A 20528-nucleotide genomic window follows, 5' to 3' on the forward strand; every position below is an offset into this window, starting at 1 on the left:
AATAGCAGGATATTATTATTCAACGTCCGTCCGGGCTGCAAAGTCTTCTTTGCGGTTCTGGCAGGGGAGATGAAAGGTGCGGTTTGCAGTTCGACGAGGCCGGGCGGGTGTGGCGGCCGACGAAGCCTAGCGGGAGCGCGAATAGCGTTCCTCTTTCCACGGATCGGCGGAGTTGCTGTAGCCGCGCGTTTCCCAGAAGCCCGGCTCGTCCGTTGAGACGACCTTCAGCCCCTGCACCCATTTGGCGCTCTTGTAGAAGTAGCGGTCCGGGACCACGGCGCGCACCGGTCCGCCGTTGGGGCCGGGCAAGGGACTGCCGAACAGGGTGTGGGCCAGGAACACGTCCGGTTTCACGGCCTCGGTGAGGGGGATGCTCGTGGTGTAGCCGTGGGCGGCCTCGATGACCAGGAACCTCGCCTTCTTGGCGGGCCCGGCCTTGTCCAGGAGGAGGGCGATGGGGACGCCGCGCCAGGTGGAGTCCAACAGGGTCCAGCCGGTCACGCAGTGGATGTCGCAGGTGAAGTCCCGCTGTTCGAGCGCCATGAGCGCCTCGAAGTCGAGATCAAGAGGGTTCTCGACTTCGCCGTGGACGCGCAGGCGGAAGTCCTCGGGCCGGGGCGAGCCGGGCCTGCCGCCCATGTCCTCGATGTGCTCGATGGCGGTCTGTCCCGGCGGGATCCGTGGCCTTCCGTCCAGCCGAAGGGCCTCGGCCAGCTCCTGCAGGCGGGCCTCGCCGACCGTGGCGAACACGCCGGGCAGCCCGATGCTGACCACTGCACCGGCCGCGGCGGCCAGAAAAACACGCCTGGACAACAGGTTCTCTTCCCTCATGACGGCTCCTTGCGGTATGCGTGCATGGCCCGGACCTGTCAGGACCGGATATCTCGCCATGTTCACATGGTCGCAAAGAGCGGCGCAAAGGACAAGGGAAAATCCTAGTTGGCCAGCCCCCTCAAGCTTGGGCCGAGCAGGATCTCGGCCTGCTTGGAGCCGAGGTCCATGCGGTAGAATAGTTTGTAGAACTCGCGGGTTTCGCGGACCATATCCCAGGCGAACCACTCGGGGTAGAGCAGGTTGGTCAGCCAGATCAACCCCATGAGCCGGTTCACGGACGGGGGGCGGTCGAACCAGTTGTACATGCCCGCCGGGGGCTCGAACACGGCGTTGTTGCGGACCGCCTTGAGCCGGGACCAGAAAGGGTCGGTCCGCATCCGATTATACAAGCGCTGGGGGGACTTGCCCTCGTCCGAGAGCATGATGACCACGTCCGGGTCCCAGCGGGCCAGGTCCGTGGCGCAGACCGGGGTGCGGCCGCAGCCGCGCTGCTCGAAGACCTCGGCCGCGTTCACCCCGCCCGCGTATTCTATGATCTCGCCGTGGCGGGACCGCCTGGGCTCGGTGAGCAGGCCGGTGGGCGACTGGGCGTAGTAGACCGTGCGCCGCTCGCCGTGCGGGATTTCGGCCACGGTCCGTACGATGTGGCGGAACTTTTCGTCGAAATAGTCGGCCAGCGTATTGCCCCGGTCCGGCGTGCCGACAAGCGCGCCCACGCGCCGCAGGACTTCGCCGGTGCGGTCCAGGCAGCCGTCGTAGACGAGCACCGGGATGCCCATCTCCTGTTGCAGCCGTTCGGCCGCGTTCACCTCGACCTCGTCCAGGGCGAACAGGGTCAGGGAGAGGATCAGGTCCACGCCGCGCTGCCGGACCGCGTCCTTGTCGAAGGTGCTTTTGCCGCCGCCGAAGTCGCCGCCCATGACTCCGAGGACCGGCAGGGAGAGATACTCCGGGCCCGCCAGCATGCGCTCGGGCGGCATGGGCGGCATGCCCAGCCCGGCGATCTTTTTCGGGGCCAGGCAAAAGAGCAGGGACGTGACCATGGGGTTGTAGCCGAAGACCCTTTCGATGTTGGTTTTGACCAGGACCTTGCGCCCGGCCATGTCCGTGGCCAGGGTCGTCTCCGGGAGATGCACGGGCTTGAATTCCACCATATTCACCTCGTTGGTTGCGGGCCGCGTGCGGCTCGGGGCTGTCGGGATGTCGGTCGGCGTGACAGGGCTCGGATCGTTTCGGCTAAAGGCCGCGCGCACGGTCGGGGCGGTCTGGAGCCCGTCCGTTATCCGCCTGACGAATGCCTCGCCGCGGGCCGCGAAGGGCTCGCCGATGCGCTGTTCAAGGACCACGCGGCCCGGTGACGGGGCCAGGATGACGATGCGGTCGCTCAGGCGGACCGCCTCGGCCAGGTCGTGGGTCACGAACACGGCGGCCAGGCCGCGCTCGTCGATGAGGGAGCGGACCAGGTCCTGGAGTTCGTGCCGCAAGCCTACGTCCAGGGCGCTGAACGGCTCGTCCAGGAGGAGCAGGTCCGGCTCCACGGCCAGGGCCCGGGCCAGGGAGGCCCGCTGGCGCATGCCGCCGCTCAGGGCGTGGGGGTATTTCGCCAGGTCGCCGGGGTTCAGCCCCATGCGCTCGGCCAGCCGGTGGGCCCGGGCCGTCCGTTCCGCCCTGGGGATGCCCAGGGCCTTGAGCCCGAAGCCGATGTTGTCCTCGGTGCGCCGCCAGGGGAGCAGCCTAGGCTCCTGGAACACGCAGGCCGTGTGCGAAAAGGTGTTGGAAACGTGGCCCGAAGTCGGGGCGAGCAGCCCGGCGGCCATGTTCAGCAGGGAGGTCTTGCCGCAGCCGGAGCGGCCCGCCAGGGCCAGGACCTCGCCGGGCGCGACCCGCAGGCCGACGTCGGCCAGTACCGGCCCGGTCCCGTAGTCGTGCGAGACGTTCTCCCAGGTCAGCATGATCCGCCTGCCTCCTTCACGAGGACGCGGCGTCGCCGCGCCAGGGTTCCATGCGCCGTTGCAGCGGTTCGAGCACGAGCAGTTCCACGGCCAGGAGCATGACCAGCAGGACGATGACCCAGGCCAGGGCGTCGGCCGTGTCCAGGTTGATCCGGGCCAGGGCCATGCTCGCGCCGATGCCGTCGGTGGAGGCGAGCAGCTCGGCCATGACCGCGACCTTCCAGGACAGGGCCAGGGCAGTGACCCAGCCCGGGAAGAGATAGGACAGAAGGTGCGGCAGGCGCACATCCAGGAAAAGCGTCAGCGGCGGGGCGGAGAAGGAACGGGCCATGTCCTCCAACCCCCGGTCCCGGGTGCGTGCGCCTTCCACGGCCACGGCAAAGACGATGGGCAGGGCCGTGACCACCACGGTGAAGACCGGGGTCAGCCCGGTGGTGCCGAACCAGAGCATGGCCAGGACGATCCAGGCTATGGGCGGGATGCCCAGAAGCATGGCCGTCACCGGCCTGAGGGTCTGGGCCAGGGCGGGGCGCAGCCCGGCCAGGATGCCCAGTCCGCTGCCGAGCAGGGCAGCGATACCGAATCCGCCCAGCGCGCGTCCGGCCGTGACCAGCGCCGCCCTGCCCGCCTGGCCGTCCAGGACGAGCCGCCACAGCGCCGCGCCCGCCTCCCCCGGCGAGGGCAGGATGAACGGGCCGTAGAAGAGGCTCCCCGCCCACCATAGGGCGAGAAAGAGGGCGATCCCCAGGGCGGGGTACCGGAAGTCCCGCGGGCGGGACCATGCGGCATGGGCCGGACGCGTCATTCCTGCTCCTAGGCCAGGTAGAAATTCCGGTCCGGCAGCTTGCCGCCGACCAGTTTGGGCGACATTTCCATCAGGGCCGAATAGTAGAATTCCAGGTCCTTCCTGGCCTCGGCCGCCGGGCTGCGCCGCAGGGGGAAGGTCTCCAGGGACTTTTCCAGGACCATGGGCTTGAGTCCGAAGAAGTCGGCGCATTGCCGGGCGGCCTCGGCCGGGTGGGCATTGATCCAGTCCACGGCCCGGCCGATGCCGGTTTGCAGCGCAGTCACGGTCTCCGGGCGTTCCTCAGCCAGGGAGGCCTGGCACATGGTCCCGCCCAGGGGCATGACCGACGCGCTGCCGGTGACTTCTTCCCAGACATCCTGCAGGACGATGCGTTTCAGCTCCATGCCCGCGCCCTTGCCCTTGAGGATGGCCGCCGTGGCGGCGGGCTCGGGCAGCAGGGCCGTGTCCGTGCGCTTGGAGAGGAGCATCTGCAACGCCTCGAAGGGCGAGTCAACATAGGACATGGTCAGGTCATTGTCCGGGGTGATGCCGCTTTTCGAAGCCAGGTAACGGACGATGATGTCCGGGGTGTCCCCACGGAAGAACAGAAGCAGGCTCCTGCCCTTGATGTCCATGAATTTCTTGATGGACGGGTTGGCGGTGACGATGCTCAGGCTGCCGCCGTTGTTGACGTCCAGGAGCCGGACCGGGAGTCCCTTGTTATAGAGAATGGACGCCGCGTTGGCCGGGGCGGCCGAGACCTGAGCCTCGCCCGAGACCATCCAGGCGCGCATGATGTCCGGGTTGCGCCACTGGCGCATCTCCATGGCGGGCAGGGCGCCGGACGGGGGCTGTTTGGACAGGCGGACCAGGGGGAGGCTGAGGGGCGCGGGCGGGCCCGCCAGCACGAGTTCGGCCGCATCCCCGGCCAGGGCGCGGGCTGCGGTCAGAAAGGGGAACAGGGCCAGGGCCCCTGCGCCCAGGGACAGAAAATTCCTGCGTGTGATCATCGGCGGGCTTCCTTGCGCGGCGGCATGCGCTCCCCGGAGGCGGGGACTAAACGCGCCTGTTCAAGGGATCGCGGTTGGACGGCGCGGCGCTTGGGCGACGCGCACGCGGTGGATACGGAACGGGAACGCAGCGGGCATATGCCTGCGAACAAGTTTCAGTATGTAGGGCCGGGGGATGGATTCGGCAATGTCGTCACGCAAATATGAATATGCGTGACATGCGATCGGCGGGTTTATTTTCTGCCGCGTCGGATGCCCGCCAAGGAGAGGTGGCGGTAGATGCTCGGTACGCTCAACCCCGACAGGCGGCTGGCCTCGGGGATGTCGAAGTCGCAGATGTCCATGAGCTGGCGGAAATAGGCCTGGTCGCGCAACGCCTTGTAATCCTTGTAGGGCTGGATGGGACCGTCCGTGGCCTGACTCCCTTGGGCCCGGACGGGCTGGCGCTTGGGCCTGGCCTTGTCCAGGGAGGAGACGCGGATGTGGCCGGGCAGGTGCTTGGGATAGATGACCGGTTCCTGGCCCGCGTTGATGACCGCCGCCTCCATGACGTTGCCCAGTTCGCGGACGTTGCCGGGCCAGGTATACGGGCGCAGGACCTTGTCGAGCTGCTTGGAGAGTTGCTTGGGGGGCAGCCGGTAGCGGTCGCAGGCCGTCTTGGCGAAGTGGAGGGCCAGCAGGCCGACGTCCTGGTCACGCTCGCGCAGGGGCGGCAGGGGGATTTCCAGGGTACGCAGCCTGAAGAGCAGGTCCGAGCGGAAGGTCCCGGCGCGGGTCATGGCCTCCAGGTCGCGGTTGGTGGCGGCCATGAGCCGGAAGTCGCTGGATTGCTCGCGGGAGGAGCCCACGGGCCGGAAGCGGTGCTCCTGGAGCACGCGCAGGAAGGATTTCTGCAGGGAGGGGGGCAGCTCGCCGATCTCGTCCAGGAACAGGGTGCCGCCGTCCGCCTCGGCCACCAGTCCCCGGTGGTCGGTCAGCGCGCCGGTGAACGCGCCCTTGACGTGGCCGTAGAGCACGCTTTCCAGCAGGGTCTCGGTCAGGTTGGAGCAGTCCACCACCACGAAGGGCTTGTCGCGGCGCGCGCTGTTGCGGTGAATGGCTTGGGCGGCCAGCTCCTTGCCCGCGCCGGTCTCGCCGAGGATGAGCACCCCGGCCTCGCTCTCGGCCGCCCGGGCCATGAGTTGGCGGGCCCGGTCCATGGCCGGGGACCTGCCGACGATGCCGCCGTCGTCGAAGGCCCGGGCCGGGGCCTGGGCCGCGAACTTGTCGCTGCGGTACTTGAGCGCGCTCTCCAGCGACGCCTTGAGGACAGAGGGGGTGGCCGGTTTCTGGATGTAGTCCCAGGCCCCGCTGGTCAGGGTCTCCTGGGCCCCGAAATTGTCCTTCAGGCCGGTCAGGACGATGACCTCCGGGCCGCCGGGAGCGGCCGTGAGCTCGTTGACGGACATGTGCCCGTCGCCGTCGGGCAGGTTCAGGTCCAGGTAGATGACGTCCACCCCGGCGCGGGCCAGGTCGAGTCCCCGGCCCAGGCTGTCGGCGGTCAGGACGTCATGGCCCAGGTCGCCGAAGCAGCGGGACAGGCCGCTTCGGATGAGTTCGTCGTCGTCGATGATCAGTACGCGTGCCATAATGATCCTATGTGCAGAATTTATTGACGTTTTCCACCAACACCCTGGGGGACATGGGCTTCATGATGAACCCGGCCACCCCGGCCCTGCGGGCCTGGGCCTCCAACTGCGGTTCCACATGGCCGGTGCAGATGACCACTTTGCAGTCCGGGGCGTTCTCCAGGATGCGGGCGGCCATCTCCATGCCGGTCATGGCGGGCATGGACTGGTCCGTGACCACCAGCTCGAACCGCCCCTTGCCCCGGAAGAATTCCTTGAGCCCCTCCTGGCCGTTGCCCGCGGTGAAGACCTCGTAGCCCGCGTCGCGCAGGACGCGCTGCATGGCCTGCAGGGCGCCCGCGTCGTCGTCCACCAGAAGCAGGCGGCCGGTGGGCCGGGCGGCCGGGCGGGTGTCCCGGGCCAGGCTCTTGGTCTCGGGCGTGGCCGTGCACGGCAGGTAGACCGTGAAGGTCGTGCCCCTCCCGGGCGCGGAGTCCACGTGGATGGACCCGCCGTTGCAGGTCACGATGGCATGGACCACGGCCAGCCCCATGCCCGTGCCGCCGCTCTTGGCCTTGCTGGTGTAGAACGGCTCGAAGATGCGCTCCACCGAGCCCGGCTCAATGCCGTGGCCCGTGTCGGTCACGGTCAGGACCACGTGGTCGCCCAAGGCCAGGCCCGAGTGCGGGGCCTCCTTTTGCGAATCCAGGTGGAGGTTGGACAACCGCACGGACAGGGTGCCGCCGCCGGGCATGGCCTGGACCGCGTTGCGGCAGAGATTGAGCAGGACCTGCTGGACTTGCGACTGGTTGGCCAGGACGCAGTCGTTTACGGCCGAACAGTCCATGTCCAGGGCCACGTGGTCGGGCAGGGTGGCGTGCAGGATGGCCAGGTTCTCGCGGGCCAGGGGGGTCAGGTGCAGGGGGGCGCGGGTGACCTCCTGCTGGCGGCTGTATTCCAGGACCTGCTCGACCAGTTCCGAGGCCTTGTACGCGGCCTTGAGGGCCTCGGACAGCGGGGCCTCCATGCCGGTCCCGTCCGCCTTGCCCAGGGCGTAGTCCAGATTGAATATGATCGGCACCAGATTGTTGTTGAGGTCGTGGGCGATGCCGCCCGCGAGCACGCCGATGGCCCGCATCTTCTGGGCCTGGAACAGCTCCCGCTCCACCCGTTTCAGCTCGGTGATGTCCACCCCCAGCTCCATGACCAGGGGCTCCCCGTTCTCGTCCTCGAAGGGATAGTCGTAGATGTGGAAGGTCCGGCCCGCGCTGTCCGTGAACTGCCAGTCCACGGACTCGCCCGTGTCGAAGACCCGGAAGGTCGGGCAGTGCGGGCACGGGTCGTCGCGGCCGCCGAACATCTGGTAGCAGCGCCGCCCGCCCACCTCGCCGTAGAAGGCCAGGGTCTTCTTGTTGGCGTAGGCGACCGAGTAGTCGCGGCGCTGCATGTACACGAACACGGGCAGCTCGTGGACCACGTCGAAAAAGAGCTGGCGGCCGCGCTCGCGGAGCATGTCCGACTGCCGCCGCAGGACCTTCTCGTCACGCAGGGCGGCCCGCAGCCGCTCCACCTCGGCGTGGCGGTGGACCTCGACGACGATTCCGCCGTCGGCCAGGGGCACCAGCCGGCAGGAGACCATCTCCCGGTCCGGGGCCGAGACGTCGCCGATCTCAACCACCTGTTCCGCGCCGGTCAGGGCCACCTGGGCCAGGCCGTCCTCCAGTTCCCGCAGGAAGCGCAGCCCGAAGGGAAGTTCGCAAAGCCGCCGCCCCTCGGGGAACGGCGCGTCCGCCGGGAGCAGCCGGGTAAAGGCGTTGTTGGCGTGGGCGATCTTCCCGTCCGGGCCGAGCACGGCCATGGGGGTCGGGCTCAGCCGGGCGAAGGTCCGGAGATCGGAGGGCGTTTCCATCTGTCTGTGCATACTGATTTACATTTTTCTACATTTTTTACTTTACGCGGACTATAGTTTTTCCTTCGGCATTTTTCAATCATAATAAAAATATCATTAATATACTGTTTTTATACATTTTACTTTCAAAATCAATTCGCATGAATGGATATTATTTTTAATAATACGATTCTTGATTTTAATAATAGAGAGAGAAATGAAGTCTGGAGTTCAAGGTTGGAATGTGAATGGTTGTTGCTTAACTCGTTTGTTTTTAAATGATTTTTATAAAACAAGGCAAAGTGGCACGGCGATTGTACTAAGCGAAGAAATTACATTGATGAAAATTGCTCCGGATTCGTTCCGGGCAAGCGGTATAATAAACTGCCAAAATGAGGGAAAGAGACGATGAGCCTGCCAAAACCAACTTCCATCGACAGCATCAAGAAGCAGATTCGGGACAATGACATCCATTTTGTCCGTTTCGAGCAAGCGGATCTGTACGGCGTGTCCCGAAGCAAGACCGTGCCGGTCGGCGCGTTCATGGACTACATAGAAAACGGCTTGAATTTCTACGGCGGGCTGCTCGGCCTGGACATCCAGTCCATGGTCCCCACCGGCACCGGCTATGCCGAGGAGGTGGCCTTCGAGGACCACTGCACCGTGCCGGACCTGTCCACCTTCACGGTTCTGCCCTGGGTGCCCAACACGGCCAACATCACCGTGGACCCGTACTGGTACGACGGCCGCCCGGCCATGGCCTCCCCGCGCCTGCTGCTCAAGAGGATCATCGATGAGTTCGACGCCATGGGCTACATCTGCCGATTGGGCTACGAGTTCGAGTTCTACGTGCTCGACAGGGAGACCAGAAAGCCGGTCTACGACGGCCAGCCCATCTTCGTCACCCTCAAGAACAACTTCGACATCGACTACACCTACGACCTGATGCGCAAGATGGACCAGGCCGGGGTGCGGATCATCACCCAGAATTCCGAGCACGGCCCGGGCCAGCAGGAGATCAATCTTTACTACCAGGACGGCCTGGCCGCGGCGGACACCGCCTTTCTCTACAAGATGGGCTGCAAGGAGATCTCGCTCCAGCACGGCTACATCGCCACCTGGCTGACCAAGCCGTTCATCGATTCCAGCGCCTCGGGCTCCCACTTCCACGTCTCCCTCATCGACAAGAAGACCGGCAAGAACGCCTTCAACGCCCCGGACGGCGAGTGCGGCCTGTCGGACCTGGCCCGCGACTTTCTGGCGGGCATGCTCAAGCACGCCCGGGCCAACACCGTGTTCACCGCCCCCACGATCAATTGCTACAAGCGCTACCGGGTCAACTCGTTCGCTCCGCACACCGCCACCTGGGGCATGGAGAACCGCACCGTGGGCATCCGCCTGAAGGGCTGCCGGGGCGAGTCAACCCACTTCGAGAACCGGCTGGCCTGCGGCGGGACCAACCCGTACCTTCTGGCCCTGTCCACCCTGGCCGCTGGGCTCGAGGGCATCCGCTCCAAGCCCGCGCTGCCGGATCCGGTCCTGGGCATCGCCTATGAGGACGACACCCTGCCCCGGCTCCCGTTCACCCTGGACGAGGCCGTGGAGGCCTTCGAGAACGACACGGACCTGCACGCCGTGCTCGATCCGGAATTCATCAAGCTGGTCCTGGCCGTGAAGAAGTTCGAGATCGAGACCGCGAAGGCCCGCTTCGAGGACTACGGCACCCCGGAATTCAACAACCGCGTCGATCCCTGGGAATGGGACTACTACATGGAACTTCTCTAGGCGTCGCACCTCCTAACCCGGGGAGGGGGATTCCTTTCATCCGCCCCCTCCCCGTGCGGCGGCACACATACAGGAGCAGCAATGAGCACCATTCCCGTCATAGAACTGTCCGGCACCCCCTTTGAGATGGGCCGCGCCCACGGCCGGGCTCTCAGGTACCTGATCGTCGATTTCGTGGAGTCCGTGACCTCGGTCCACCGGATGAACAACGCGTTCATCTCCGTGGACAAGGACCGGCTTGAAACCTTTTGTATGAAGAACCTCGGCTTTCTCGAGAAGTTCTCCCCGGACCTGGTGGAGGAGATGCGCGGCATCGCCGAGGGCGCGGGCGTGACCTTCAGGGAGATCCTCTACCTCAACTCATTCCTGGAGCTGGAGGACCTGCGCGCGCCCGGCATCGGCGGCACGGTCCTGCCCGACGGGCTGTGGGGCTGCACCACCTTCAACGTCACCAGAGAGGCGGGGGAGGGGGGCCGGGCCTACATCGGCCAGACCTACGACATGGAGAAGTACTACGAGAAGTTTCTCTGCCTGCTGCGCATCCTCCCGGAGAGCGGCCCGGCCCAGCTGGTGGTCTCGTTCGCGGGCATTCTCGGCCTGAACGGCATGAACTCGGCGGGCGTGGGCGCGGTCATCAACAAGGTCACGGCCACGGACGCCCGGCCCGGCGTGGTCTATCCGTTCATCATGCGCAAGGCGCTGGTCAGCGAGCGCATCGGCGACGCCCTGGGCGCGGCCATCTTCTCGCCGCGCGCGGGCGGCATCAACTACCAGTTCGCGGGCGGCGGCGCGGCCTTCTGCGCCGAGACCTCGGCGGCCTATTACCAACTCCTCGACATCGACGGGAGCATCGCCCACACCAACCACTTCGTGGGCCGGGACATGCGCCGCTTCGAGACCCCCAACTGGCTCTCCCACGGCGGGTCCATGGTGCGCAAACAGGTGGCCGACAACTTCCTGAAAAAACATCGCGGCGCGCTGAACCTCGAGAAGCTCAAGGAACTCACCAGGGACCATACCAACCATCCCCGGTGCATCTGCGCCCACGGGTTCCCCGGCGAGGACCCGAAAACGGCCTTCCATACCGTGTTCGCCGTGATCATGGACCCGGAAGCGGGGTGGCTGGAGCTGTGCCCCGGCAACCCCTGCGAGAATACCTATGAGCGCCACGTTCTCTGACCTGGCGACGGATCGGCTGATGTTCGGTAGCTGGCAAGCATTTTAACATATTAAGCAAGTTGAGGTGTGCAATGGAAATGAACCCGAAGCTGGAGAAAACCCTGCAGGAATACGAGGCCGGCGGCATGACCCGCCGTTCGTTCCTCAAGACCATGACCACCCTGGGTGTGGCCGCGGCCGTGGCCAACGCCGTGGCCCTGTCGCCGTTGGGCGCGGTCAAGGCGTTCGCGGCCATCAACGGCCCCGAGGAGCGCGCCTGGGCGCTGGCCAAGGTGGCCGCGGCCAAGGCCACCAAGAAGAGCCTGACCCTGCTCATCCCCACCGGTTCCATCGGCAACATGACCCCGTACGTGGACAAGTGGAAGAACGAGCTCGGCATCACCCTGGAATTCATCGAGGAACCGGACGAGGTCGTCCACACCAAGGGCATGCAGGAGGCCGTGGCCAAGACCGGGCGTTACGACGTCATGATGCCCACGGCCATGTCCTACCCGGACTGGATCGACTCCGGCGTCATCTACGACCTGACCGACTGGACCGAGAAGCACGACCCCGAGCTGTTCAACAAGGAATACGGCGTGGTCTTCCCGGCCTCGCACCACGCCCAGCTGTACAACGGCCGGGTGGCCGGCCTGTTGTGCGACGGCGACCAGATCACCCTGCTGTGCCGCAAGGACTACCTGGAGAACCCGGCCAAGGCCAAGGCCTTCGAGGACAAGTTCGGGCGCAAGCTGGCCGTGCCCGACACCTGGAAGGAGTATCGCGAACTGGCCGAGTTCATGCATGATCCGGCCAACGGTTTCTACGGCTCCCTGGAATACCGCTCCCCGTACTACGTCAAGTGGATGTTCATGCAGCGCCTCGTGTCCAAGGGCGTGCTCTACTTCGACGGCGAGATGAATCCGACCTTCAACTCCGACACCGGCGTGCAGGTCCTGGAAGAGATGCTCGAGATGAACCAGTTCCTGCATCCCGACGCCTTTTCCTTCACCTGGTCCTCCAACTACAACGCGTTCGGCCGGGGCGAAGGGTTCATGAACATCGTCTGGCCGTCCGGCTTCAAGTACTCCATGGCCCCGTCCACCGGCCCGGCCACCACCGGCAACATCGCGGCCACGGTCATGCCCGCCGACTTCACCAAGGACGGCTCCAAGCTGTACGCGGGCATGTTCTGCTGGGGCTACGGCTACGCGGTCTCCAAGTACTCGGCCAACCCCGAGCTGGCCTACGCCTACGCCCAGTGGATGACCTCCCCGACCATCTCGGCCGACGCCATCCCGTACCTTGGCGGCTATTCCGATCCGTACCGGGTCAACCACATGCTCAAGCCGACCAAGCGGCTGGTCGACACCTACACCCTGCCGTACCTGGACACCCTGTACCACAACATCGTGAACACGGTTCCGGACTTCTGCATCCCCGGCGGTTTCGAGTACCAGGACGCCCTGGACAAGGAAGTGCACGCCTGCATGACCGGCTCCAAGGATCCCAAGGAGGCCCTGTCCCAGGCCGCGCACAAGTTCGAGCGCATCACCCGCCGCATCGGCAAGGACAAGGTCAAGAAGGCCTGGATCGCCCTGACCAGCAACCTGGCCGCCCCCATCAAGAAAGCCGCCGGCGTGGACCAGTGGTCCTGACCGGGCATCATCATTAACCTTAAGCCGGTCCGAGGGCAGCCCTCGGACCGGCGGGGTGGAGAACGTGACACAGACAGCTATCGGCACTTCGTCAAACCGCAAGGGACTCGGCAACAAGGCCATCGCCCGCATCTTTACGGTGCCGGGGCAGGTGGTCTCCCTCCTGGTCCTCGTCATGCCGCTCCTGGTGGCATTGTACATGAGCTTCACGGACTGGTCCCCCACGCGAGGCTCCCTGTTCGACGCCTCCTTCGTGGCCTTCGACAACTATTCGGAACTGCTCATCTGGGACACCCGGTTCATCTATGCGGTCATCCGCACCCTGCTCATCTCCGGCATCTGCCTGTGCCTGGAGTTTACCTTCGGGCTGGGGCTGGCCGTGCTCTTCATGCGCCGCTTCCGGGGTAAATCGGTCCTGTTCTCGGCCTTTCTCACGCCGATGATGATCCTGCCCGTGGTGGTCGGCTACATCTTCTGGATGCTCTTCCAGTCCAACGGGCCCATCAACCAGATGCTCGAATTCGCCTTCGGGGCCCAGGCCACCCTGGACTGGTTCCGCTCGGCCGGGCCCGCGATCGTCGCGGTCATCGCCACCGAGGTCTGGCACTGGACGCCGCTCTTCTTCCTGATCCTGCTCTCAGGGCTCAACTCCGTGCCCGAGAACCCTGTGCGCGCGGCCGTCATCCTCGGGGCCAACCCCCGCCAGGTTTTTTGGCGGGTGGTCATGCCCACGCTCAAGCCGGTCATCATCGTGGCCTTCGTCATCCGGGCCATGGAGGTCATCAAGCTCTTCGACGAGGTCTACATGCTCACGCGGGGCGGCCCCGGCTCCTCCACCGAGACCATCAGCCTGTACATCTACAAGCTGGCCTTCAACGATTTCCAGCTCGCCTACGGCGCGGCCGCGGCCTTCCTGGTCCTGGTGGGATCGCTCCTGCTGGTCCACATGCTGCTCGCCCCGGTGCGCAATCAGCTCCTGGAGGGCGACAAGTAAATGCAAGACAAGAAACTCACCCCCGTGCAGACCGTGATCATGGCCGTGTCCCTGGTCGTGGTCCTGTTCCCGGTCTTCTGGATCCTGATGACGGCCATCAAGCCGCCCACGGACTGGAACGCCTCCCCGGCCATCTGGATCCCGTCCGAGCCGACCTTCGTCAACTTCCAGACCCTGTTCGACCCCGAGGCGCTGGGCAAGTACGGCGTGGGCGGCGTGAGCCAGCCCGCCACCAAGGCGGTCTTCGGCTCGCTGCTCGCGACCGTCGTCTCCACGACACTGTCCGTGATCATCGGGCTCTTCTCGGCCATCGGCATCTCGCGCTACGGGAACAACTCCAAGTCCACGCCGCTGATAATCCTGTCCGGGCGAATGTTCCCGCCCGCGGCCATCGCCGTGCCGTTCGTGATCATCTTCTCGAACATCGGGCTCATCGACAGCTACACCGGGCTCATCGCCATCTACGTGGCGGTCACGCTGCCGTTCTCCACCTGGATGCTCAAGTCTTTCGTGGACGACCTGCCGCGCGAGATCGAGGAGGCGGCCATGATCGACGGGCGCGGCAAGCTGGCCGCGCACCTGACCGTGACCATCCCGTTGATCCGGGGCGGGCTGTTCGCCACGACCATGTTCATCTTCATCCTCAACTGGTCGGAGTTCATGTTCGCCCTGGTCCTGTCCTACTCGAACATCTCGACCATCCCGGTCCAGCTCGCCAAGTACGTCACGGCCACGGCCGGGACCCTGTACGGCGTGCAGGCCGCCCTGGCCGTGCTGGCCATGATTCCCCTGGTCATCGTCGGCTATCTCATCCAAGGCCACCTCGCCCGTGGCATGACATTCGGAGCGATCAAGCAATGAGCAGACCCAAATTGGAACTGGTGCAGCTGCGCAAGGAATATTCCGACGGCAACGTCGTCGCCGTGGACGACATCGACCTGGCCGTGGAGGCCGGGGAGACCGTGGCCCTGCTGGGCTCATCCGGCTGCGGCAAGTCCACCACCCTGAACATGATCGTCGGCCTGGAGCAGCCCACCGGCGGCGACATCCAGATCGACGGGGCCACCGTGGTCAACACCCCGGCGGGCAATCGCAACGTGGGCCTGGTCTTCCAGGACTACGCGGTCTTCACCCACATGACCGTGCGCAAGAACCTGGCCTTCGGCCTGGAGGTGCGCGGCAAGTACGTGCTCGAGATCAACCGGGCCGTGGAGGGCGTGGCCGAACTGCTCGGCATGAAGGACAAGCTCGACGTCGGCGTGCGCGAACTGGGCGGCTCGGAACTCCAGCGCGTGGCCATCGGCCGCACCCTGGTGACCAAACCGGAGATACTGCTCCTGGACGAGCCCTTGTCCAACCTGGAGGCCGAGGCGAGGCTGGCCATGCGCCGCGAGCTCAGACGGCTCCAGAGCGAGATCGGCCTGACCATCATTTACGTGACCCACGACCAAGTGGAGGCGCTGTCGCTCGCCGACCGCATCGCGGTCATGAACGCGGGCCATATCCTTCAGGTGGAGGAGACCTCGACCATCTTCGCCCGGCCGGACCATACCTTCGTGGCCGGGTTTCTGGGCTCGCCGCCCATGAACCTGCTGCGTGGCAGGTTCGCGATCGAGGGCGGGGCCGTCCGGTTCCGCAAGGACGGCTTCTCCCTGGCCATGGGCGAGAGCGGGGACGGCCCGGCTCCCGCCGGATTCTACACCATGGGCGTGCGGCCCGAGGCCCTGAGCCTCTCGGGTTCGTCCGCGCCCGCCATCACCGGCCGGGTCCGCAACGTGGAGCCGCGCGGCCCGGAGATGGTCGTTACCGTGGAAACGGGCAACGAGGCGCTGACCCTGGTCGCGCCGCCCTCGGATTCCCTGCGCGCGGGCGATCCCGTGGGATTGGACATCGACTTCGACTCCCTGGTCTTTTTCGGCGGGGACAGCAACCGCCGCGAGGAGATCGCCGTGGCCGGGAGGGTTTACTGATGACGACCGCCAACACCGGGGGACAGACCCCCGTTCTGCACCTGAAGTCCGTTTCCAAGCGGTTTCGGGACAACCAGGCCCTGAGCGGGGTGGACTTCACCGTGCCCGAAGCCTCCCTTACCGTCATCCTCGGACCGGCCGGGGCGGGCAAGACCACGGCCCTGCGCATCATCGCCGGGCTCGAAACGCCGGAAGAGGGGAGCGTGCTCCTGGGCGGCGCCGACGTGGGCCAGTGGGAACCGCGCGACCGCAACGTGGCCATGATCTTCGACAACCTGGCGCTCTATCCGAACAAGAGCGGTTTTGACAACATCGCCTCGCCCCTGGTCATCCGCAAGGAGCCGGAGGCCGGGATCAAGGAGCGCGTGGAAGCCATCGCCAAGACGTTGCAGATCACCCACGTGCTCGGGCGGCTGCCCAAGACCATGTCCGGCGGCGAGAAGCAGCGCGTGGCCCTGGGGAGGGCGCTCATCCGCACGCCCCAGCTCTTCCTGCTCGACGAGCCCCTGTCCAGCCTGGACGCCAAGCTGCGCATCGAACTGCGCGCCGAACTGCGGCGCATGCAGCGCGAGCAGGGGTACACCTTCCTGATGGCCACGCCCGACTACCACGAGGCCATGGCCATCGCCGACACGGTCATCATGCTCAGCCGGGGCAGGGTGGTCCAGGTGGACGCGCCCCAGACGGTCTACGACCTGCCCGCCGACCGCGAGACCGCCTGTTTCGTGGGCGCGCCCCAAATCAACCTGTTCGAGGGCGTCTTTGACGAGGCCACGGGCTCGGTCCGCATCGCGGCGGCCGGGGTGTCCCTGCCCGCGCCCGCCCATCTGGCCGGTCCGCTCAAGGGCAAGGGCGCCGGGTTTGAGCTGGGCATCCGCCCGGAGAATCTGGTTCTGACCTCGCCGGAGGACGCTCCGGCCGTCGGCGAACTGGTGGACATCGAGCCGCTCGGGCCCAAGTCCGTTGCCACGGTGCGGGTCAAGGACGCCGAGTTCCGCGTGCTCATCGACAGCCGCGACGTGCCCGGCCTGGCCCTGCGCGAGCCCATCGGCGTGACTCCGGTGCGCGACGAGCGCATGGTCGCCTTCGATCTCGGGACAGGATTGCGGCTGCGGGCATGATCAACATCTTCGTCACCTACCGGTGCAACCTCGCCTGCTCCTACTGCTTCGCCAGGGAGCTGCACGCCGAGTATCCCGAGGACCTGACCGAGGCCGATTTCGACCGGCTCCTGGAATGGATGGAGCGGGCACAGCTCCCGGCCGCGGCCTTCATCGGCGGCGAGCCGACCCTGCACCCGCTGCTCGCGTACATGATCGAGCGCACGGCCGAGGCGGGCATCTCGCCGGTGCTGTTCACCAATGGATTGTTCCCCACGGAGCTGGCGGACCGGCTCACGCCGGTGGTCTCCAACTTCGTGGTCAACTGCAATGAGCCGTCCTTGTACACTGATGGGCAGGCCGAGCTGCTGGCCGCGAACCTGAGGCGCATCGCGGCCTCCGGAGCCCGGCTGACCTTTTCGAAGAACTTCTCCAGCCAATACTGCGAATACGACTACCTGCTCGAGGCCTGCGCCCGATACGGGGTCCAGTCCGTGCGCTACGACATCTCCCGGCCATCCATCTCGGCGGGCAACGACCATTTCACCAACGACGACACCCGGCGGATCATCTCGCACATCGTCCGTTTCGTGAAGGCGTGCGAGGAGCGGGGCGTGCGCACCGGGCTTGATTGCAGCGTCCGATTGTGCGACCTCAGGATCGAGGATCGGAACTACCTCGAGCGGGTGTCCATGAAGTTCTCCGGGGTCTGCCATCCGTCCATCGACGTGCACCCGGACCTGTCCGCGTCCTATTGCCTGCCCATGCGGGACATCTCGGTGCCGGACGTGACCGCCTTCCCCAGCCAGGACGCGGTCATGTGGCATTTCGCCGAGCGGGTGCGGCCCATCCGCAAGGCCAACGTGTCCACCGACTGCCTGGAGTGCAGGGACTTCATGCGCCGCTGCCAGGGCGGGTGCATGGCCCTGCGCCGCGCATCAAGCCCGATCTGTCGCGAACCGGACTCCGACGACGGAGCCAAGGAAGAAGAATGAGCCAACGTAAAATCGTCACCACCTGCACCCGCGACTGTCCCAACTCCTGCGGGCTCATAGCCACGGTCGAGGACGGGCGGCTGGTCAAGCTCTCGGGCGACCCGGCCCATCCCCTGACCGGCGGCGTGGCCTGCCACAAGACCGCCAAGTACATCAAGCGCGTGTACAGCGCCGAGCGGATCACCCATCCCCTGCGCAAGGTGGACGGGCGGTGGCGGCGGGCGACCTGGGACGAGGTCCTGGATCTGGTGGCCGACAAGCTCAAGTCCGTGGTGGCCGAGTCCGGCCCCGAGGCGGTCCTGTACTATCAGGGGTACGGCGAGCGCACGGCGTTGAAGCTCCTGAACAAGTATTTCTTCAACCTGCTCGGCGGGGCCACGACCATGCGCGGCTCCTTGTGCGGCGGGGCGGGGCAGGGTGCCCAGAACCTCGATTTCGGCGAGCGCGTGTCCCACGACCCGCTGGATCACTTCAACTCAAAATCCATGATCCTGTGGGCGCGCAACCCGGTCTCCACCAACATCTCCCTGGTCAAGATCGCCAAGGACATAAAGAAGCGCGGCGGCCGCGTGGTGGTCATCGACCCGGCGCGCAGCATGTCCGTGAACATCGCCACCCACCATGTGCGGCCCAAGCCCGGGCGCGACGGTTGCCTGGCCATGGCCGCGGCCAAGCTCATCCTCGAGGCCGGGGCCGAGGACCGCGATTTCATCGAGAACCGGGCCGAGGGCTGGGCCGAATACAAGGCGATCCTGGATTCCTTTTCCGTGCCCGAACTCTGCGCCCTGGCCGGGGTTCCGGTCACGGACGCCGAACTGTTGGCCGACACGCTCATGAATCAGTTCCCGACCTCCATCCTGCTCGGCTGGGGGCTGCACCGCCACGAGTACGCCCACTACGCCATCCGGCCCATCGACGCCCTGGGCGGCATCGCGGGCATCCTCGGGGTCTCCGGCGGCGGGGTCAGCCAGGGGTTCGAGGAATACGGCCCCTACGACCAGGCCTGGTGGGGCGACCATCTGCACCCGGATCACCGGACCCTGCTCATCCCCAGGGTGGGCGAGGAAATCCTGAGCGCCCGCGACCCGGAGATCCGCATGATCGTGGTCACGGCGGGCAACCCGGTGTGCATGGCCCCCAACGCGGACAGGATCCTCCAGGGGTTCAACAAGGCCGAGATGGTCGTCTATTCCGGCCATTTCATGGACGACACCGCCGAGTTGGCCGACATATTTCTGCCCGCCACCACCTTTCTTGAGGAAGACGACCTCATGGCAAGCTACGGCCACAACTTCGTGGGTCCGGTCAATCGGGCCATTGAGCCGGTGGGCGAGACCAAATCCGAATTCCAGATGTTCCAGGAGTTGGCCGCGCGGTTCCCGTTCGCCCTGCAGTACCAGCGGTCTGCGGACGACTGGCTGCGGATCATCTGCACGCCGCTCTGGGACCAGGGCACGGACCTCGAGAGCGTGCGCAAGGGCCCGTTCCGCCTGGAAGCGCCCATGGTGCCTTATGCGGACGGCGTGTTCCCCACCGAGTCCGGCAGGTTCCGGTTCATGACCGAGTTCGACCCGGCCGCGCTCCAGCGTGAGGACCCGGAATATCCCTACAAGCTCCTGACCATCGCGCCCCACGGCTACATCTGCTCCGAGCGCACCCTGGCCGAACACGACGCCCTGCCCACGGTCGTCCTGAACACGGCCGAGGCCCACAGGGGGGGGGTGCTCGACGGCGGCCACGTGGTCGTGCGCAGCCCCTACGGCAGGCTCATGGCCCTGCTCAAGGTGGACGAGGCCATGCGCAGCGACGTGCTCATCACCGAGCGCGGCGGATGGAACAAGGCGGGCCACGGGTTCAACCTCCTGACCAGGGACATCCCGTCCATCGTCGGCCAGGGCACTCCATTCTACGAGACGAGGGTCACGGTGGAGCCGTGCCCGCAGGACGGGATCATCGGCTCCAGGGTTCTGGTGGTTCAAAATTCCTCCCAGTCGCCCGGCGGCAACTTCACCAAGGAACTGGCCCGGCAGGGCTGCCTGTTGACCGCGATCCTGCCTACGCAAGGGGATCCGATCCCGGAGAACGCCGACGGCTATGACCGTCTTGTGGTCCTGGGCGGCCCGCAGCACGCCTTCGACGACCAGGCCTCGCCCCATTTCCCGGCATTGATGCGGCTCATGCGCGAGTTCGACAGGACGGGCAAGCCGGTGGCGGGCATCTGTCTCGGCTGCCAGCTTTTGGCGCGGGCCCACGGGGGCGCGGTCTGGACTCTGCCCGAACTGGAGTTCGGCTTTGTCCGCCACGCCCTGACCGGGGCGGGCGAACAGGACCCGGTCCTGGGCCAGGCCGGGCCGGTACCGCCGCTCATGGAGTTCCATGAGGACTCCTTCGATCTGCCCGAAGGAGCCGAACTGCTTGTGCGTGGAGACTCCTGCGCCAACCAGTGCTTCAAGGTCGGCAAGGCGTCCTACGGGTTCCAGTTCCATCTGGAAATGGATTCCCTGACCGCCGACGAATGGTTCGACGAGTTCCAGCGCGGCGATATCGACACCTACGCCCAATACCGCTCCCAGTTCACCGACGAATTCTTCGCAGACACCCGCAGCCGGTTTCCTCTGCTCATCCAGCAGTCCGCCGACTTCTGCCGCAACGTGGCCAAAAACTGGCTGCGGCTCAAGTAGCCGATTGAGGAACGGGGAAGGGGAGAGGGAAACCCTTTGAGAAAAGGGTTTCCCTCTCCCCTTCCCCCGAACCCCCCATCCCCTCTCCCTTCCTAAACTTTTTGTAGAC

15 protein-coding genes are annotated in these 20528 nt (G+C 65.8%); 9 read left to right on the top strand and 6 right to left on the bottom strand.

Annotation, left to right across the window (positions count from 1 at the left end; all coding sequences use genetic code 11):
- Positions 1 to 126: 126 nt before the first annotated feature.
- The 6 genes from BerOc1_RS16695 to BerOc1_RS16720 all read right to left on the bottom strand — a co-directional run bounded on the left by BerOc1_RS16695 (position 127) and on the right by BerOc1_RS16720 (position 8111).
- Positions 127 to 831 carry a molybdopterin-dependent oxidoreductase gene (locus BerOc1_RS16695; protein ID WP_165610828.1) on the bottom strand — a complete coding sequence of 235 codons (705 nt, stop codon included), beginning with the start codon at positions 829 to 831 and terminating at the stop codon, positions 127 to 129.
- Positions 832 to 935: 104 nt separating this feature from the next.
- Entirely contained in the window at positions 936 to 2786 is a 1851-nt protein-coding gene (locus BerOc1_RS16700; RefSeq protein WP_071546892.1) for an ATP-binding cassette domain-containing protein, read from the bottom strand.
- A gap of 16 nt (positions 2787 to 2802) precedes the next feature.
- A complete protein-coding gene (locus tag BerOc1_RS16705) occupies positions 2803 to 3591 on the bottom strand; it encodes an ABC transporter permease (protein WP_071546893.1) in 789 nt (262 codons plus the stop codon).
- Positions 3592 to 3599: 8 nt separating this feature from the next.
- On the bottom strand, positions 3600 to 4583 hold the full coding sequence (locus tag BerOc1_RS16710) for an ABC transporter substrate-binding protein (RefSeq protein WP_071546894.1): 984 nt from the start codon (positions 4581 to 4583) through the stop codon (positions 3600 to 3602).
- A 233-nt stretch (positions 4584 to 4816) separates the two neighbouring features.
- Entirely contained in the window at positions 4817 to 6211 is a 1395-nt protein-coding gene (locus tag BerOc1_RS16715; protein WP_071546895.1) for a sigma-54-dependent transcriptional regulator, read from the bottom strand.
- 7 nt (positions 6212 to 6218) lie between these two features.
- Positions 6219 to 8111: a hybrid sensor histidine kinase/response regulator gene (locus tag BerOc1_RS16720; protein ID WP_071546896.1), complete on the bottom strand. Its 1893-nt coding sequence runs from the start codon at positions 8109 to 8111 to the stop codon at positions 6219 to 6221.
- Positions 8112 to 8486: 375 nt separating this feature from the next.
- On the opposite strand from BerOc1_RS16720, the gene BerOc1_RS16725 reads away from it, so the two are divergent.
- The 9 genes from BerOc1_RS16725 to BerOc1_RS16765 all read left to right on the top strand — a co-directional run bounded on the left by BerOc1_RS16725 (position 8487) and on the right by BerOc1_RS16765 (position 20419).
- A complete protein-coding gene (locus tag BerOc1_RS16725; protein WP_071546897.1) occupies positions 8487 to 9863 on the top strand; it encodes a glutamine synthetase family protein in 1377 nt (458 codons plus the stop codon).
- Positions 9864 to 9944: 81 nt separating this feature from the next.
- A complete protein-coding gene (locus tag BerOc1_RS16730; protein ID WP_071546898.1) occupies positions 9945 to 11042 on the top strand; it encodes a C45 family autoproteolytic acyltransferase/hydrolase in 1098 nt (365 codons plus the stop codon).
- A 71-nt stretch (positions 11043 to 11113) separates the two neighbouring features.
- Positions 11114 to 12679, top strand: coding sequence for an ABC transporter substrate-binding protein (locus BerOc1_RS16735; protein WP_071546899.1), 1566 nt, complete (start codon positions 11114 to 11116; stop codon positions 12677 to 12679).
- 64 nt (positions 12680 to 12743) lie between these two features.
- The gene (locus BerOc1_RS16740) at positions 12744 to 13673 is read left to right on the top strand and encodes a carbohydrate ABC transporter permease (RefSeq protein ID WP_071547170.1); all 930 of its coding nucleotides are present in this window, start codon (positions 12744 to 12746) and stop codon (positions 13671 to 13673) included.
- Positions 13674 to 14534, top strand: coding sequence for a carbohydrate ABC transporter permease (locus BerOc1_RS16745; RefSeq protein WP_071546900.1), 861 nt, complete (start codon positions 13674 to 13676; stop codon positions 14532 to 14534).
- Positions 14531 to 15643 (top strand): ABC transporter ATP-binding protein, encoded by a 1113-nt coding sequence (locus BerOc1_RS16750; RefSeq protein WP_071546901.1) that lies wholly within the window; start codon positions 14531 to 14533, stop codon positions 15641 to 15643. Before BerOc1_RS16745 ends, BerOc1_RS16750 begins: the two co-directional genes overlap by 4 nt.
- A complete protein-coding gene (locus BerOc1_RS16755) occupies positions 15643 to 16764 on the top strand; it encodes an ABC transporter ATP-binding protein (RefSeq protein WP_071546902.1) in 1122 nt (373 codons plus the stop codon). The genes BerOc1_RS16750 and BerOc1_RS16755 overlap by 1 nt, the downstream gene beginning before the upstream one ends.
- Positions 16761 to 17738, top strand: a complete 978-nt coding sequence (locus tag BerOc1_RS16760; protein ID WP_071546903.1) for a radical SAM protein — start codon at positions 16761 to 16763, stop codon at positions 17736 to 17738. Before BerOc1_RS16755 ends, BerOc1_RS16760 begins: the two co-directional genes overlap by 4 nt.
- Positions 17735 to 20419: a molybdopterin-dependent oxidoreductase gene (locus tag BerOc1_RS16765; protein ID WP_071546904.1), complete on the top strand. Its 2685-nt coding sequence runs from the start codon at positions 17735 to 17737 to the stop codon at positions 20417 to 20419. Before BerOc1_RS16760 ends, BerOc1_RS16765 begins: the two co-directional genes overlap by 4 nt.
- Positions 20420 to 20528 lie beyond the last annotated feature (109 nt).

The organism is Pseudodesulfovibrio hydrargyri (assembly GCF_001874525.1).
Classification (GTDB): Bacteria; Desulfobacterota; Desulfovibrionia; order Desulfovibrionales; family Desulfovibrionaceae; genus Pseudodesulfovibrio; species Pseudodesulfovibrio hydrargyri.

Bases quoted from the DNA above. Each gene is read 5' to 3' on its own strand.
- BerOc1_RS16695 (WP_165610828.1), bottom strand. From the start codon at position 831: ATGAGGGAAGAGAACCTGTTGTCCAGGCGTGTTTTTCTGGCCGCCGCG.
- BerOc1_RS16700 (WP_071546892.1), bottom strand. From the start codon at position 2,786: ATGCTGACCTGGGAGAACGTCTCGCACGACTACGGGACCGGGCCGGTA.
- BerOc1_RS16705 (WP_071546893.1), bottom strand. From the start codon at position 3,591: ATGACGCGTCCGGCCCATGCCGCATGGTCCCGCCCGCGGGACTTCCGG.
- BerOc1_RS16710 (WP_071546894.1), bottom strand. From the start codon at position 4,583: ATGATCACACGCAGGAATTTTCTGTCCCTGGGCGCAGGGGCCCTGGCC.
- BerOc1_RS16715 (WP_071546895.1), bottom strand. From the start codon at position 6,211: ATGGCACGCGTACTGATCATCGACGACGACGAACTCATCCGAAGCGGC.
- BerOc1_RS16720 (WP_071546896.1), bottom strand. From the start codon at position 8,111: ATGCACAGACAGATGGAAACGCCCTCCGATCTCCGGACCTTCGCCCGG.
- BerOc1_RS16725 (WP_071546897.1), top strand. From the start codon at position 8,487: ATGAGCCTGCCAAAACCAACTTCCATCGACAGCATCAAGAAGCAGATT.
- BerOc1_RS16730 (WP_071546898.1), top strand. From the start codon at position 9,945: ATGAGCACCATTCCCGTCATAGAACTGTCCGGCACCCCCTTTGAGATG.
- BerOc1_RS16735 (WP_071546899.1), top strand. From the start codon at position 11,114: ATGGAAATGAACCCGAAGCTGGAGAAAACCCTGCAGGAATACGAGGCC.
- BerOc1_RS16745 (WP_071546900.1), top strand. From the start codon at position 13,674: ATGCAAGACAAGAAACTCACCCCCGTGCAGACCGTGATCATGGCCGTG.
- BerOc1_RS16750 (WP_071546901.1), top strand. From the start codon at position 14,531: ATGAGCAGACCCAAATTGGAACTGGTGCAGCTGCGCAAGGAATATTCC.
- BerOc1_RS16755 (WP_071546902.1), top strand. From the start codon at position 15,643: ATGACGACCGCCAACACCGGGGGACAGACCCCCGTTCTGCACCTGAAG.
- BerOc1_RS16760 (WP_071546903.1), top strand. From the start codon at position 16,761: ATGATCAACATCTTCGTCACCTACCGGTGCAACCTCGCCTGCTCCTAC.
- BerOc1_RS16765 (WP_071546904.1), top strand. From the start codon at position 17,735: ATGAGCCAACGTAAAATCGTCACCACCTGCACCCGCGACTGTCCCAAC.